Annotated in this window: 15 protein-coding genes and 1 pseudogene; 9 read left to right on the plus strand and 7 right to left on the minus strand. The window is 61.7% G+C overall.

Going from position 1 to position 14,119, the window contains the following annotated elements:
* Positions 1-3 precede the first annotated feature (3 nt).
* Together AC07RO_RS15355 and AC07RO_RS15360 are read left to right on the plus strand one after the other, a co-directional pair.
* Positions 4-999 (plus strand): alpha/beta hydrolase, encoded by a 996-nt coding sequence (locus AC07RO_RS15355; RefSeq protein ID WP_495086432.1) that lies wholly within the window; start codon positions 4-6, stop codon positions 997-999.
* Positions 1,000-1,133: 134 nt separating this feature from the next.
* On the plus strand, positions 1,134-1,934 hold the full coding sequence (locus tag AC07RO_RS15360) for a hypothetical protein (protein WP_495086433.1): 801 nt from the start codon (positions 1,134-1,136) through the stop codon (positions 1,932-1,934).
* Between the two features lie 259 nt (positions 1,935-2,193).
* On the opposite strand, the gene prmB is transcribed toward AC07RO_RS15360, so the two are convergent.
* Positions 2,194-3,102 (minus strand): 50S ribosomal protein L3 N(5)-glutamine methyltransferase, encoded by a 909-nt coding sequence (prmB, locus tag AC07RO_RS15365; protein ID WP_192175046.1) that lies wholly within the window; start codon positions 3,100-3,102, stop codon positions 2,194-2,196.
* 253 nt (positions 3,103-3,355) lie between these two features.
* On the opposite strand from prmB, the gene AC07RO_RS15370 reads away from it, so the two are divergent.
* From AC07RO_RS15370 to AC07RO_RS15380, 3 genes are all read left to right on the plus strand, one after another.
* Complete coding sequence (locus tag AC07RO_RS15370; protein WP_282373320.1) at positions 3,356-3,979, plus strand: cysteine hydrolase family protein; 624 nt, start codon at positions 3,356-3,358, stop codon at positions 3,977-3,979.
* Between the two features lie 234 nt (positions 3,980-4,213).
* Entirely contained in the window at positions 4,214-4,534 is a 321-nt protein-coding gene (locus tag AC07RO_RS15375; RefSeq protein WP_192175048.1) for a hypothetical protein, read from the plus strand.
* Between the two features lie 106 nt (positions 4,535-4,640).
* On the plus strand, positions 4,641-5,201 hold the full coding sequence (locus AC07RO_RS15380; RefSeq protein WP_065989376.1) for a Smr/MutS family protein: 561 nt from the start codon (positions 4,641-4,643) through the stop codon (positions 5,199-5,201).
* A 76-nt stretch (positions 5,202-5,277) separates the two neighbouring features.
* Here AC07RO_RS15380 and AC07RO_RS15385 read toward each other — a convergent pair whose 3' ends face one another.
* Positions 5,278-5,466, minus strand: a complete 189-nt coding sequence (locus tag AC07RO_RS15385; protein WP_205484118.1) for a hypothetical protein — start codon at positions 5,464-5,466, stop codon at positions 5,278-5,280.
* Positions 5,467-6,098: 632 nt separating this feature from the next.
* Here AC07RO_RS15385 and folE point away from each other — a divergent pair.
* Both folE and AC07RO_RS15395 read left to right on the plus strand, forming a co-directional pair.
* Positions 6,099-6,644, plus strand: coding sequence for a GTP cyclohydrolase I FolE (gene folE / locus AC07RO_RS15390; RefSeq protein WP_065989346.1), 546 nt, complete (start codon positions 6,099-6,101; stop codon positions 6,642-6,644).
* Between the two features lie 79 nt (positions 6,645-6,723).
* Positions 6,724-7,089, plus strand: coding sequence for a glutathione S-transferase N-terminal domain-containing protein (locus tag AC07RO_RS15395; protein WP_282373082.1), 366 nt, complete (start codon positions 6,724-6,726; stop codon positions 7,087-7,089).
* 488 nt (positions 7,090-7,577) lie between these two features.
* Here the strand turns inward: AC07RO_RS15395 and AC07RO_RS15400 are convergent, their stop codons facing one another.
* The 3 genes from AC07RO_RS15400 to AC07RO_RS15410 are packed head-to-tail and all read right to left on the minus strand — an operon-like array spanning position 7,578 to position 9,827.
* Complete coding sequence (locus AC07RO_RS15400; RefSeq protein WP_495086434.1) at positions 7,578-7,964, minus strand: lysozyme inhibitor LprI family protein; 387 nt, start codon at positions 7,962-7,964, stop codon at positions 7,578-7,580.
* A 33-nt stretch (positions 7,965-7,997) separates the two neighbouring features.
* Positions 7,998-8,600, minus strand: a complete 603-nt coding sequence (locus AC07RO_RS15405; protein ID WP_369306134.1) for a glutathione S-transferase family protein — start codon at positions 8,598-8,600, stop codon at positions 7,998-8,000.
* A 60-nt stretch (positions 8,601-8,660) separates the two neighbouring features.
* Positions 8,661-9,827 carry an aminotransferase-like domain-containing protein gene (locus AC07RO_RS15410; protein ID WP_495086435.1) on the minus strand — a complete coding sequence of 389 codons (1,167 nt, stop codon included), beginning with the start codon at positions 9,825-9,827 and terminating at the stop codon, positions 8,661-8,663.
* A gap of 81 nt (positions 9,828-9,908) precedes the next feature.
* Between AC07RO_RS15410 and AC07RO_RS15415 the strand changes: the two genes are divergently transcribed.
* Together AC07RO_RS15415 and AC07RO_RS15420 are read left to right on the plus strand one after the other, a co-directional pair.
* The gene (locus tag AC07RO_RS15415) at positions 9,909-10,352 is read left to right on the plus strand and encodes a MarR family transcriptional regulator (protein ID WP_192175054.1); all 444 of its coding nucleotides are present in this window, start codon (positions 9,909-9,911) and stop codon (positions 10,350-10,352) included.
* A gap of 127 nt (positions 10,353-10,479) precedes the next feature.
* Complete coding sequence (locus AC07RO_RS15420; RefSeq protein WP_495086436.1) at positions 10,480-11,667, plus strand: benzoate/H(+) symporter BenE family transporter; 1,188 nt, start codon at positions 10,480-10,482, stop codon at positions 11,665-11,667.
* A gap of 412 nt (positions 11,668-12,079) precedes the next feature.
* Here the strand turns inward: AC07RO_RS15420 and AC07RO_RS15425 are convergent, their stop codons facing one another.
* A complete protein-coding gene (locus AC07RO_RS15425; RefSeq protein ID WP_495086485.1) occupies positions 12,080-12,961 on the minus strand; it encodes a methyl-accepting chemotaxis protein in 882 nt (293 codons plus the stop codon).
* Between the two features lie 27 nt (positions 12,962-12,988).
* A pseudogene (locus AC07RO_RS15430) lies at positions 12,989-14,050 on the minus strand (HAMP domain-containing protein); the annotation flags it as partial.
* Positions 14,051-14,119: the final 69 nt, after the last annotated feature.

The raw sequence follows: 14,119 nt of genomic DNA on the forward strand, positions 1-14,119 counted from the left end.
GCAATGCTAAGCGCCTTACCCCTGATTCGCGGCTTCTGGCCGCTGCGAGCGATCATCTTGAGCCTGACCCTGCTGTCATCCATCGCCCACGCCGGAACGCCCGTCGTGCTGCAGCGTCCCATCAGCCTGGACACCGGCACCGGCGAGCTGTTCGGCACGCTGCTGCTGCCCAAGTCGCCCAATCCCGTGCCGGTGGTGTTGATCATCGCCGGCTCAGGCCCGACCGACCGTGACGGCAACAACTCCGACGGCGGACGCAACGACAGCATGAAGCGTCTCGCCCTGATCCTCGCCAAGCACAACATTGCCAGCGTGCGTTACGACAAGCGCGGCGTCGCGGCCAGTCGCCCCGCCACCCCGGACGAGCGCGATCTGAGCATCGAGAAGTACGTCGACGACGCGGTCGCCTGGGCCGCCAAACTCAAGACCGACTCGCGCCTGGGCCCTCTGATTCTGATGGGCCACAGTGAAGGCGCACTGGTAGCCACCCTGGCGGCAGAGCGCGCCGGCGCCGTGGCGCTGATTTCCGTGGCGGGCACCGGTCGCCCGGTGGATCAGGTGGTCCGCGAGCAACTGCAGGATCGCCTCCCTCCTCCGCTGCTGGCGCGCAGCGAGCAACTGATCGAAGAGATCAAAGCCGGCAAGACCGACAACGACGTGCCCGAGCCCCTTCAGGTGGTGTTCCGCCCAAGCGTGCAGCCTTATCTGATTTCGTTGTTCCGGCAGACCCCGACGGCGGCGTTCGGGCGATTGAAAATCCCGACGTTGATCATTCAGGGACGCAACGACATGCAAGTGGGCGTGGGCGACGCCGAGCTGCTGCACAAGGCCAAACCCGACTCGCAACTGGCGATCATCGACGGCATGAACCATGTGCTGCGCATCGTGCCGATGGATATCAAGCGGCAGTTGGCGTCCTACAAGGATCCGCAGTTGCCGTTGGCCAGCGAAGTCACCGACCGCATCCTGAAATTTCTCGACTCGGTACCGGCCGCCTGAGGCCGGTGCTCTTCTCGTCGACGCGCGAGTCGACGCACGATCCCTTTAGCTTCGTCAGAAACGGCCGATAGCTGTCTGCTGGCATCGTGTGCCGGTGCCATGTGCCGGGCAATGTCGATAACAGGATCGCCGTGATGACAGAAGCAACCATGCAAACCGACGCGGTCGAGCCGACCGATGCCAAAGAAGGCGAAGTCGCCGCGCCTGTCTTGTGGGAAGAAGTACACGCGGAGCACTTCTCGATGCTGCGTCTGGCGCCCCTGCCGACCGACCGCGCGACCGGCGCCCGCCCGCTGCGCTTCGTTGAATTCGGCAAGGCCGAGCGCCACAACAAGGAATTCAGCCTGCTGCGCATGACCTATCAGTTGCCGGGGCAGAAGACCCGCAAAGAACAGAATTGTCTGGATATCTGGGTGGATCATGCCAATCGCAGCGTTCGCGTGGGCCCGGCGTCCGGCTTGCAGATCGATCCGTGGAACCGGGGGCTGGGCCGTTTCATGCTGGCCCAGGGCATCGCCTGGGCGCAGAAACGATGCGCCGAGTACAAGATTGAAGGCGTCGCGCTGGCGAATAAGGATGCGCTCAACGAGGACACGCGCCTGCGTCGCGATCACTTCCTCAAGACCCAGGGTTTCGAAGTCGTCTACGCCGATGCGCAGCACCTGAAAGGCGCCATCAAGGACGCCAAGGTCGGCAACCTCAATAACACCTGGAACGCCGACAAAATCCAGATCGTGCAGATCCTCGACGCCGCGCAGATGTTGCAACAGGCCGAACAGAGGATTCAGGAACAGGACGTCACGATCAAGAAGTCCGAAGACAAGGTCAGCAAATACCGCCGGGACGACGCCGGCTTGCGCTTCACCATCGCCTGCCTGGTCACATTCGCCGTGTTTCAGGCCGGCCTGCTGATCTGGATTGCGACCCATCGATGACCCGGCGTTAACAGGGCAAAGGCCGGTGTGTTCGAAATCAGATTTAGGGTGTAACGACCGACGCCTTCCCGGCTGAAGCCGGTCCCACTGTTTGACCGCGTATCCATAGTAGGACCGGCTTTAGCCGGGAAGAGGCCGGTGTGTTCGCCATCAGATTTGCGGTGTGACTGCCGACGCCTTCCCGGCTAAAGCCAGTCCTACCGTTGCACGCGGTCAGTAGGACCGGCTTTAGCCGGGAACAGGTCCGCCGATTGCCTGACTAGACCCGCGCTGCAAACAGATCCTGATGAGTGCGGCACTGCTCGGCTGTCAGCATGAACACGCCGTGGCCGCCACGCTCGAATTCCAGCCAGGCGAAGTCCACTTCCGGGTACAGCGCTTCGACGTGAACCTGGCTGTTGCCGACTTCCACGATCAACAAGCCCTTCTCGTTCAGATGGTTTGCGGCCTGGGCCAGCATGCGCCGCACCAGATTCAAGCCGTCGTCACCGCAGGCCAGCGCCAGCTCGGGTTCGTGCTGGTATTCGTCAGGCATGTCGGCGAAATCTTCGGCATCGACGTACGGCGGGTTGGACACGATCAGGTCAAAACGCTGGCCCGGCAGGCCGTCGAAACCATCGCCCTGCACGGTGTACACGCGCTGGTCCACGCCATGGCGCTCGATGTTCTGATTCGCCACTTCCAACGCCTCGAACGACAAGTCGGCCAACACCACCTCAGCGTCGGGGAACACGTCGGCGCAGGCGATGCCAATGCAGCCGGAGCCGGTGCAGAGGTCGAGGATGCGGGCCGGATCGCTGGCCAGCCAGGGTGCAAACCGCTGCTCGATCAGTTCACCGATGGGCGAGCGCGGAATCAGCACGCGCTCGTCAACGATGAATGACATCCCGCAGAACCACGCTTCACCCAGCAGATACGCCGTGGGCACACGCTCTTCGATGCGTCGCTTGATCAGGTGTTGCACCGCGACCAGCTCTTCGTCTTCAAGGTTGCAGTCCAGGTAACTGTCGGCAATTTCCCACGGCAGGTGCAGGGCGCCGAGCACCAACTGGCGGGCCTCGTCCCACGCGTTGTCGGTGCCATGACCGAAGAACAGGTCTTCCCCGTGGAAACGGCTGACGGCCCAACGGATATGATCGCGCAGGGTGCGCAGGCGGGAAGTGATCACGGCAGACTCCTTGAAAAAACGACGGGCGATTCTATCAGCCATCCACGCAACAAACGATCCCGCACCGGGCCCGGCGGCCACCCTCAAAACTTTCCGCAGTCTTTGCCTCGTTTTGCAGGCACTATGACAGCAACCGCGACCTGCTCGACGGCTTGAAGCCCGGCAAAAAAGCGAGGTCTGTGAGCATGGCGATTCACAGAATCGCTCTGCCAGTGGACAATGTGGCAAAAGCCCCACTCGAAGGAGCCCCCCGATGTCTGTTTCAAACACTGGTCCCAAGACCATGTTTCAACTCAGTGGCCGTGAATACGCAGCGGCCACATTGAGTAATGCCACCCTGATCATCATCGATGCGCAGAAGGAATACCTCAGCGGCCCTCTCGCCCTGACCGGCGTTCAGGACGCCATCGACAACATCGTCAAACTGGTCGCTGCCGCGCGTGCAGCGAAGTCGCCGATCATTCACGTGCGTCATCTGGGCACCGTGGGCGGAATGTTCGATCCCCAGGGCGAGCGCGGGCAATTTGTGCCTGAACTGCAGCCGCAGGGTGACGAAATCATCATCGAAAAACGCCTGCCGAACGCGCTGAACGGGACCGTCTCCACCGACGACCGCACCACGCTGCACAGCCTGCTGGAGAGCCGTGGCCGGCTGGATCTGGTGGTGTGCGGTTTCATGAGCCACTCCAGCGTCAGCACCACCGTGCGCGCGGCCAAGGATTACGGGTTTCGCTGCACGCTGGTGGAAGACGCCTGCGCCACCCGCGATCTGCCGACCCCGAGCGGCGTCATCAAGGCCGAGCTGGTGCAGCAGGCGGAGATGGCAATCATGAACGACAACTTCGCCAAACTGGCGCTGACCAAAGACCTGATCTGAATCCTCCCTCGACAGGAGCTGTTGCAACGAGCTGACTGCGCATGCCCCTCGCGCGGATCATTTTCCGGCAGTTCCTGAAGAAAAGGCGTACAAATGCAGTCGTCAGGCGGGGTTAACCCTGTTCACCTGACCGCCTATCCGTAATCGATTCGTAATGCCCCTGAAACCTGGCCAGGCGGGAACCACCCCCACGCTGTGCGGGTCAGAGCGCCGATACCCATAGAGGAAATCGGAATGAAAATATCCGATGGTTTTGATGCCCGTCGCCTGCGCCCCAAGGGCCAGGGCAGCTGGCGGATGCGCATTATTGCAGCGATGTCGGCCGTTCTGGCCACCGCTGGCGTGCTGCTGGCAATGGCCGGTGTTGCCAGCCTGATCGGCAACCCCGTCGCACTGGGCGAACTTAATGCCAGTCCGGCGGGCGCTGCGGTCACAGTCATCGTCGGTTTGTTGATGCTGTATGTCGGCATCTGGTTCTGGCGCCGCAGTCGCCGTCGCCGCCGTCGTGCCGGCGAACTGAACATGTCTCCCCACCTGATGAAGAAGCACGACTGACCTTCGCGTCATCCGCTGCCGTTTAATCATCGAAAGCCCTGATCATCGATAGTCGCGCCGATTCTGGCGTGACGCGGTTAAACTGGCCCCCTTCGCGGAGACCACCATGCAAGACGACGATTTTTCCCTGTTCAGAAGTGAGATTCGCGGCGTAAAGCCCATCAAGACTGAACATGCGGACGTAGGAAAACCCAAAACCGACCGTAAGAACCTGGCCAAGCTGCGTCAGGCGGCCACCGTGCGCTCCGATGCGACGATTACCGTTGATGGTCTGTCAGACCAGTTCGTGATCGATGTCGGCCCTGAAGACACGCTGTACTGGGCCCGTGACGGGGTGCAGGAAGGCCAGATGCGCAAGCTCAAGCTGGGGCAGATCAGCTTTGAAGGCAGCCTGGACCTGCATGGCATGAGCGTCGAAATGGCGCGCGAGACGATGTGGGAATTTCTCGCCGAGGCGGCCAAGCTGGAAGTGCGCTGCGTGCGCATTACCCACGGCAAGGCGGTGCGGCTGGACGGCAAGCGGCCGATGATCAAGAGCCACGTCAATACGTGGTTGCGTCAGCATCAGCAGGTATTGGGATTTGCTTCCTGTATTGCCAAGCATGGCGGCGCAGGCGCGGTGTACGTGATCCTCAAGCGGACCATGATGGAAGGACGTGACGAGTAAGACAGGCGTCTGCCGACCAGTCCTTGTGGGAGCGACACCCCCGGTCGCTCCCACCGCTCATTAAGCGCTTATCCGATCAACGCGGGCCAGGACCGCCGCCACCGCCACCGCCGCCACCCGGGCCACCGCCTTCATAGTGACCGCCGCCACCACCGCCTCCGTGACCGCCGTGGCCTCCCCCGCCCGGGCCCCAGAATGGCCAGCATCCGGACATGGCCGACATCACCGCGATGACCATCGCGACTTTCGCTATACGACTCAACATTTCGATTTCTCTCTTAAAGCGGGCTTGATCACAGATATTCATCACCTGTTGCTTCTGACAGCACAAGCCTGCGAATCCGCGTCGTGGTTTGGTACCGATCAGGTATCGAGCCTGATACGAAACTTGCACCCAACAAAAAGGCCGCGAGGGATGGGTCTTCCCTTCGCGGCCTGTGCTTCATGCGTCAAATGATCAGTAAAAATCAGCGGCGGTAGTAACCAGGTCCAGGTCCAGGGCCGTAACCGCCCCGTCCGCCATCGTATGGGCCACCGTCGTAATAGCGGTGTTCATGCCAGCCACCGCCGTGGCGGCCCCAACCCGGTCCGAAAAAACACCCCGAAACCGACGACGCCAGGGCAATCACCAGTGCGATTTTCGCGATTCGGCTAAACATCATAAGCACTCTCTTCATCCGGGCATCTGTCACCCGTTACTTCAGACATCAAGCCGACACATTCCGACATATCCCCTCGGTAAAGGTTGGGTAAAGGTCGGCTGACACAGTCACGGCGGCGCCATGCCGCAGGCGTCTCGGCCGCCTGCCGTACCCCTGCGCGTCCAGCTACGCTACTATGTGCGCCTTTGCAGGCCCGCAACCCTGCGTTTTTTGAACCCACACGGAACACACCCCTGTGACTCTGGAACAGAACTACACCGCCATCCTCGGTCAACTCGGCGAAGACGTCTCCCGCGAAGGCTTGCGCGACACCCCGAAACGCGCAGCCAAAGCCATGCAGTACCTTTGCCGCGGCTATGAGCAAACCCTCGAAGAAGTCACCAACGGTGCGCTGTTCAGCTCCGACAACAGCGAAATGGTGGTGGTCAAGGACATCGAGTTGTATTCGCTCTGCGAACACCATTTGCTGCCCTTCATCGGCAAGGCCCACGTCGCCTATATCCCGAGCGGCAAAGTGCTGGGCCTGTCGAAGGTCGCGCGCATCGTCGACATGTACGCTCGTCGCCTGCAGATCCAGGAAAACCTCAGCCGCCAGATCGCCGAAGCCATCCAGCAGGTCACCGGCGCGCTGGGTGTGGCAGTGGTCATCGAAGCCAAGCACATGTGCATGATGATGCGCGGCGTCGAGAAGCAGAATTCGTCGATGATCACTTCGGTGATGCTGGGTGAATTCCGCGAAAACGCTGCGACCCGCACCGAGTTTCTCAGCCTGATCAAGTGATCCCGGCGTCCTGAAGGCCGCAGCATCAGGCTGCGGCTGTCTGGCGGTTCGTGCCGCCGAGTGAGGTTTTAGCGTGTTGATGAAAGCAGTGAGAGTCGGTCTCGGCCAGCTCGTAATCGCGGGCGATTTCCTGACCCGGCCGAGCAAAAAGAAACGTTCTCCCGAAGCCCAGGCTGCCGTCGATGCGTCGGCGAAAGCGCTGACGCTGTATCAGTTCCACGCCTGCCCGTTCTGCGTGAAAACCCGCCGGGCGCTGCGCCGTTTGAACGTGCCTGTGGCCCTTCGTGATGCGAAGAACAACGAGCCCGATCGTCAGGCGCTGCTCAGCGGCGGCGGCCGGATCAAGGTGCCTTGCCTGCGGATCGAGGAAGAAGGCCAGACGGTGTGGATGTATGAATCGAAAGTGATCGTTGATTACCTGGAGAAGCGATTCTCGGCGGTTTGATGCAGTCCACTCCCACGGGATCGGGGGTCAACTCATCCTCTCAGCCATTCCGCAAAACCTGTGGGATCGGGGGTCGGCTCACCCTCTCAGCCATCCCGCAAAACCTGTGGGAGTGAGCTTGCTCGCGAAGGCGGCGTGCCTGCCGATGGAAATTCAGTGCGTTGACTGGCCAATTCGCGAGCAAGCTCGCTCCCACGGGATCGGGGGTCAACTCACCCTCTCAACCATTTCCCAAAACCTGTGGGATCCGGGGTCAACTTACCCCCTCAGCCATTCCGCAAAACCTGTGGGATCCGGGGTCAACTCACCCTCTCAGCCATCCCGCAAAACCTGTGGGAGTGAGCTTGCTCACGAAGGCGGCGTTTCAATCGCTGAAGATTTAGTGAATGTACCGCCATATTCGCGAGCAAGCTCGCTCCCACAGGTTTTGCTTCATCGGCGTGTCAACGTGGTGTCAAAGCCACAAAGCCAGCCTAAAAATTGAGCAGTTACTTCGGGCAGCCTTCCTGGCGACACGCCGTATACGCCTTCAATTGCTCAACCCGCACTTTGGTCTGCGCTGACAGGCATTGCGCCTGCACCAGCGGCCACATGCTCCCGCCCTCCTCCCGCTTGCCGGCCTGATACTGGCAATCGGCGTCGCGAAACGCGATCCACTTCTTCTGCGCATCCTGCAGCGCTTTCTTGCGCGCCGGGGTCTTCAGGTAGCCCATCTGCGCGTTGTATTGGGTGTTCAATTCGGCGTCCAGCGCATTGTATTCCTGGCTCGCACACTGGTTCATCGACGCCTGATTGGCGTCGCAGTCCTGAGCCTGGGCCGAGCAGCCGATGCCCAGCGCCATCAACATTCCGACCGCGATCATCCTGTACTGCATGTCTCATCTCCTTATAACTGAACTGCGCTGAAGTCAGTCCAGCATGCCGACGTAACCCGGCTGCTGTTTGACCCGCGCGAGCCAGGCTTGAATCGCCGGGAACTGCGTCAGGTCGAAGCCGCCCTGATCGGCGACGTGGGTGTAGGCGTACAGCGCGATGTCGGCGATGGAGAAGTTGTCGCCCACCAGAAACGGCGTGCGCAGCAGCTGTTGCTCCATGACTTTCAGCGCCTTGTTACCGCGCCGGTGCAACGAGTGGTATTCCTCCATCCGCTCCTCTGGCATCCCCAGATAAAACTGAATGAAGCGCGCCACCGCCAGGGTCGGCTCATGGCTGTACTGCTCGAAGAACTGCCATTGCAGCATTTGCGTGCGCAGGCGGGGCTCGGTCAGCAGGTAAGGCGTGCCTTCGGCGAGGAAGTTGAGAATCGCGTTGGACTCCCACAGGCAGGTGCCGTCTTCGAGCTCAAGGACCGGAATCTTGCCGTTCGGGTTCTTCGCCAGAAACGCTTCGGTTTCGGTCTCGCCCTTGAGGATATCCACCGGCACCCACTCGTATTCCGCGCCGAGCAGGTTGAGCATCAGCTTGATCTTGTAGCAGTTGCCCGAGTTGTAATCGCCGTAAACCTTGTACATCAGCCCTCTCCCCTCAATCGTGTGCCGTCAGTCGTGCCGGTCGTGCGTGTGCGTAATGTATCAGGCCGCCTGTGAAAGCTGTGTGTGCCGAATGACGGCGGCCAGTCGTTTCAAGCCTTCGTCCAGGCGCTCGGGGTCGATGTGACTGAAATTGAGCCGCAGGTAACCCGGATTCGCGTCCGGATCGGCAAAGAACGGCTCGCCCGGCATAAACGCGACATTCTGCGCCAGCGCGCTGTCGAGCAACGTGCGGGTGTCGATTTTGTGCTTGAGCGTCAGCCAGAAAAACAGGCCGCCCTGGGGACTGTTCCATTCCGCCAGATCAGCGAAATGCCGCTGCAGCGCGGCTTCGAACGCATCGCGACGGGTGCGGTAGAAGCTGCGCAACTCCAGCAGATGCTTCTCGTAATGCTCGCTGCCGATCCACTGCAACGCCTGCCATTGGCCGACTCGATTGGTGTGCAGATCCGCCGATTGCTTGAGCTTGAGCAAATGCGGGAACAGGTCGGGCGTGGCGATCAGGTAGCCGACGCGCAAGCCCGGCATCAGGGTTTTCGACACGGTGCCGGTGTAGATCCAGCTGGCTTTTTTCAGGCGGCTGACGATGGGCCGGGCGCTGCCGCCATCAAACGTCAGCTCGCGGTAGGGCTCGTCTTCGATCAGGGTGACGCCAAACTCGTCGAGCAACGCCGCCACCGCATCCCGCGCAGCTTCGCTGTAACGCACCGCCGACGGGTTCTGGAATGTGGGAATCAGGTAGGCGAACGAGGGCGAGTGCTGCTCCAGTCGCTGGCGCAGCGCTGCAAGGTCCGGGCCTTCGGCGAGCAGCGGCACGGTCAGGCAGTCGGCGCCGAACAGCTGGAAGATCTGCAGTGCGGCCAGATAGGTCGGCGCCTCGAGCAGGATCTCGGTGCCCTTGTCGATGTAGAGCTTGGCGGCCAGGTCCAGCGTTTGCTGGGAACCGCTGACGATCATCACCTGACTCGCGTCGCAATCGATGCCCAGCGCCCGCGCCTGAGCGGCCAACGCCTCACGCAACTGCGGCTCGCCTTCGCTCATGCCGTACTGGCCGATACTGCTCGGCATGTCAGCCCATTCACTCTTGGGCAACATGGCCTCGGCCGGCAAGCCGCCCGCGAAGGACATCATCTCCGGGCGCTGGGCGGCGGCGAGGATTTCGCGAATCAGTGAACTCTTCAAACGGGTAACGCGTTCGGAAAATGGCATGGGATCACCGCTGGCGGAAAGAAAGGGGAATACGTCAAACTGGTTGACCGAAATTACGATGCCGCACACGGATACGTCAATATGCTTGACCTTAAAAATTCATCCACCCAGCAAATTGCCATGGAAGCGTTTTTCTTCGGCTACCAGGCGTTCACAGCCAAGGCCGATGAAATGCTCGACCGACGTGGGCTGAGTCGGGTGCACCAGCGCATCGTGTTTTTCATCGCTCGCTACCCTGGCCTGAGCGTGAAGGAATTGCTCGGCAAGCTCGGGGTGAGCAAGCAGGCGCTGAACACGCCGCTGCGGCAGTTGATTGAGATGGAGCTGGTGCTGAGCGTTGCGCCCGAGGACGACAAACGTAAGCGCCTGCTGGAGCTGACCGCCGAGGGACGCAAATTTGAAGAGTCGTTGCGCCGCGAGCAGGTCAAGCTGCTGCAACGGGTGTTCGCCGAAGCCGGGCAAGACGCGGTGGATGGCTGGATGGCGGTGAATCAGGCGTTGGGCAACACGATGACCCGCGGCTGACCCGCCGTTTGCAGACCGCGGCCGAAACTGTGCCGACCATTGCGCCGATGGCTGTATTGCAACGGGGCATGACCACTGCGTATAGGCTGGCAGCTCTGTTCAACCGCTGCGCCAAGGATAGACCCGCATGACTGACGTGCCCCTCGCGCCATTGCGACCGCTGACCGACTCCTCGCCCTCCGCCATCGTCGCCGGCTTCATCGCCATGATGACCGGCGTCACCAGTTCGCTGGTGCTGATGTTTCAGGCCGGTCAGGCCGCCGGGCTGACCTCGGCGCAGATTTCCTCGTGGATCTGGGCGCTGTTCATGGGCATGGCGGTGTGCAGCATCGGCCTGTCGTTGCGCTATCGCTCGCCCATCACCGTGGCATGGTCGACGCCGGGCGCGGCGCTGCTGATCACTAGCCTGGGCGGCGTTGCCTATCCGGAAGCCATCGGCGCATTCATCACCAGCGCGGTACTGGTGATCATTTGCGGCGTGACCGGCAGCTTTGAACGGCTGGTCAAGCGCCTGCCGACATCACTGGCAGCGGCCCTACTGGCGGGGATTCTGTTCAAGATCGGCAGCGAAATCTTCGTCGCCGCGCAACACCGCACCGGCCTGGTGCTGGGCATGTTTTTCACCTACCTGATCGTCAAACGCTATTCGCCGCGCTACGCCGTGCTGGTCACCTTGCTGGTCGGCGTCGCGCTGTCGGGCATGCTCGGCCTGCTGAACTTCAGCGGCTTCGCCCTGGAAGTGGCGATGCCGGTGTGGACCACGCCGTCGTTCTCCATCGCTGCGACCGTCAGCATCGGCATTCCGCTGTTCGTCGTTGCCATGACCTCGCAGAACATGCCGGGCGTTGCGGTGCTGCGCGCAGACGGTTATCAGGTGCCCGCCTCGCCCCTGATTACCGCCACCGGGATCATCTCGCTGATCACCGCGCCCTTTGGTGCCCACGGCATCAACCTCGCGGCCATCAGCGCCGCCATCTGCACCGGCCCCCACGCCCACGAAGACCGCGACAAACGCTACACGGCGGCAATCTGGTGCGGGATTTTCTACGCCATCGCGGGGGTGTTCGGCGCGACGCTGGCGGCACTGTTCGCGGCGTTTCCCAGGGAACTGGTGCTGTCGATTGCCGCGCTGGCGCTGTTCGGTTCCATCATCAACGGCCTGACCGTGGCCATGAACGAGCCAAAGGAACGCGAAGCCGCGCTGATCACCTTCATGGTCACAGCGTCAGGCCTGACGCTGTTTTCCATCGGTTCGGCGTTCTGGGGGATCGTCGCGGGGGTGTTGACGCTGGTGATTCTCAACTATCGCAAATGAGCGCTAGCGGCATGCCACTCTTATGCAGGAGCGCGCTTGCCCGCGATTCGCGGTGAGTCAGTCGACATCAATGGCAGCAGGCAGATTGCATTCGCGGGCAAGCGCGCGCTCGTCAAACATACCAACTCCGCCGATGTATCTGGCGACCTACGGATTGTGGGAGCGAGCTTGCTCGCGAAGAGGCCGGGATATCCGCTGAGTCTTCAGTGGCTGAAATGCCGTCTTCGCGAGCAAGCTCGCTCCCGCAGAAATTGTGTTTACTGCGCCACAGCGCGGCTGTCTGGACGATGGGGATCATCTACAGGTGGCACGTTGGACACCGGGTTCGGGGGTGGACCTCAGCGACGACTGAACTGCAAAAGCGCGGGATCATGCTCCGGCTGAGCAGCGGAGCATGGCTTGCAAGCCCGACTCATAATTTGAAATGCCCGACCATGCCTTTCAGTTCCAACCCCAGCGAGGCCAGTTCGATGCTTGACGCCGCGTTGCCCTGCATCGCCAGCGCGGATTGATCGGCACTGGCGCGAATGCTGGTGACGCTGCGGTTGATCTCTTCCGCCACCGAACTCTGCTCTTCCGCCGCAGCGGCAATCTGTTGGTTCATCTGCTGAATCATCGACACGGCCGCGGCAATGCTGCCCAGCGCGCTCTCGGTCTGCAGCGCATCACTCACCGCTAGTTTGACCAGCTCGCCGCTGCTGCGGATTTGCACCACCGACGCCTGGGCACCGCTTTGCAGACGGCTGACCAGCCGCTCGATTTCTTCCGTGGACTGTTGCGTGCGCTTGGCCAGCGCGCGGACCTCATCGGCCACCACCGCGAAGCCTCTGCCCTGCTCCCCCGCCCGCGCCGCTTCGATGGCGGCGTTCAGTGCCAGCAGATTGGTCTGCTCGGCGACGCTTTTGATCACGCCGAGCACGGTGCCGATGTTCTGGATTTCCGCGCTGAGGTTCTCGATGGAATCGCTGGCGGAGCTGGCCGACGAGGCCAACTGTTCGATCCGCTGCATGCTCTGGCGCACCACGGCCTGGCCCGAATCGACCTTGTCGTCGGCAGTCTGCACCGCGAGCGCGGCTTCTTCGGCGTTGCGTGCAACGTCGTGGACGGTGGCGGTCATCTGGTTCATCGCCGTCGCCACCTGCTCGGTTTCTTCCTTCTGGCTGCTGACTTCCAGATTGGTCTGCTCGGTCACGGCCGAAAGGGAATGGGCGGACGTCGCCAACTGTTCAATGCCCGCCTGCAACCCGCTGACGATAGTGCTCAAGCCCGCGCCCATCTGCTGCATCGCTTGCATCAACTGGCCGATTTCGTCCTTACGGGTGACATTTACGGTGCGGCTCAGGTCGCCGGCCGCAATCCGCTGAGCCGTGGCAATCACGCTGCGCAGCGGCGCGACGATCAGGCGCGTGATCACCAACGCCGCGATCAGCCCGACCACCAGCGCCAGCACGGAAGAACCGATGATCATCATCGAGTTGGCCTGCAACTCACTCTGCATAGACTGGCCTTCGGCGTCATAGGCCTGATTGACCTGCTGAACGACGATTTTGGCGTTGCTCGCCAGTTGTTGCGAGACCTTCGCTTCCGACTCCAGCAGCCCGGTGTATTCGTTGAGCTTGTCGCTGAAATTGCTGATGTGCCCGCCGACCTCGGTCAGCACCGTGAGGTAACCGGCGTCCTTGATCACGCCCTTGAGCTGCTCGGCCAGTTCCTGCGCCTGAACCGCCTGCTCGATCTTGCCGGTCTTGACCTCCTCGCCCGAGCCCGTCTTGCGGCTCTTGTCGAGGCGCACCCGGGCCTCGTCCATGGCCTGCATCATCAGTTTGGACACCTGGCTGACCTGACCGGCCTGCTCGATGAACTCCGCGCCCTGCTGGCCCTGGGAATCCTTCAGCGTGTAGGCGCCATCATCGGCCAGCCCCGCCTGCAACACATCGAGATTATTGGCGACGCTAGACACCGACCAACTGGCCATTTCCAGCGCCAGATCCTTGCTCTGACTGATGCTAACGAACTCGTCAAACGACGCGCGATAGGCCGCCAGCGCCTGCTGCACCTGGCCCATCACCTGCTCGTTGATCGGCGCGCCGGCCTTGAGCTGCTCCGCCTGGGCATTCAAACCATCGAGCCCGGCGTGAACCTGATCGACCACCTTCGGGTCGCCGTGCAAGGCGTAATCCTGCTCCAGCAGCCGCACGCGATTCACGTCGCTGTTGAGCGCGGTCATCGCCTTCAGGCTGTCGAAATGCGCGCTGATGGAACGCAGCGACCAGACACCGATGGCCGCGACCAGCGCCGTCAACAGCAGCACCAGCACGAACCCGATGCCCAGCTTCTTGGCCATCCCCAGATTGGCGAAACGCGTCTTCACAGCCGACATCATCAGTTTCCGCTCCACAGCTTGAGGGCGCGCATGGCAAGGCCATCCGCGCGAGGCCAATCAATATCCGTG

The organism is Pseudomonas sp. GW821-FHT07F05, assembly GCF_059418765.1.

Coding starts and splice junctions, on each gene's coding strand:
- AC07RO_RS15355 (WP_495086432.1), top strand. CDS start 4: ATGCTAAGCGCCTTACCCCTGATTCGCGGCTTCTGGCCGCTGCGAGCG.
- AC07RO_RS15360 (WP_495086433.1), top strand. CDS start 1,134: ATGACAGAAGCAACCATGCAAACCGACGCGGTCGAGCCGACCGATGCC.
- AC07RO_RS15370 (WP_282373320.1), top strand. CDS start 3,356: ATGTCTGTTTCAAACACTGGTCCCAAGACCATGTTTCAACTCAGTGGC.
- AC07RO_RS15375 (WP_192175048.1), top strand. CDS start 4,214: ATGAAAATATCCGATGGTTTTGATGCCCGTCGCCTGCGCCCCAAGGGC.
- AC07RO_RS15380 (WP_065989376.1), top strand. CDS start 4,641: ATGCAAGACGACGATTTTTCCCTGTTCAGAAGTGAGATTCGCGGCGTA.
- AC07RO_RS15385 (WP_205484118.1), bottom strand. CDS start 5,466: ATGTTGAGTCGTATAGCGAAAGTCGCGATGGTCATCGCGGTGATGTCG.
- AC07RO_RS15395 (WP_282373082.1), top strand. CDS start 6,724: ATGAAAGCAGTGAGAGTCGGTCTCGGCCAGCTCGTAATCGCGGGCGAT.
- AC07RO_RS15400 (WP_495086434.1), bottom strand. CDS start 7,964: ATGCAGTACAGGATGATCGCGGTCGGAATGTTGATGGCGCTGGGCATC.
- AC07RO_RS15405 (WP_369306134.1), bottom strand. CDS start 8,600: ATGTACAAGGTTTACGGCGATTACAACTCGGGCAACTGCTACAAGATC.
- AC07RO_RS15410 (WP_495086435.1), bottom strand. CDS start 9,827: ATGCCATTTTCCGAACGCGTTACCCGTTTGAAGAGTTCACTGATTCGC.
- AC07RO_RS15415 (WP_192175054.1), top strand. CDS start 9,909: ATGCTTGACCTTAAAAATTCATCCACCCAGCAAATTGCCATGGAAGCG.
- AC07RO_RS15420 (WP_495086436.1), top strand. CDS start 10,480: ATGACTGACGTGCCCCTCGCGCCATTGCGACCGCTGACCGACTCCTCG.
- AC07RO_RS15425 (WP_495086485.1), bottom strand. CDS start 12,961: ATGCAAGCGATGCAGCAGATGGGCGCGGGCTTGAGCACTATCGTCAGC.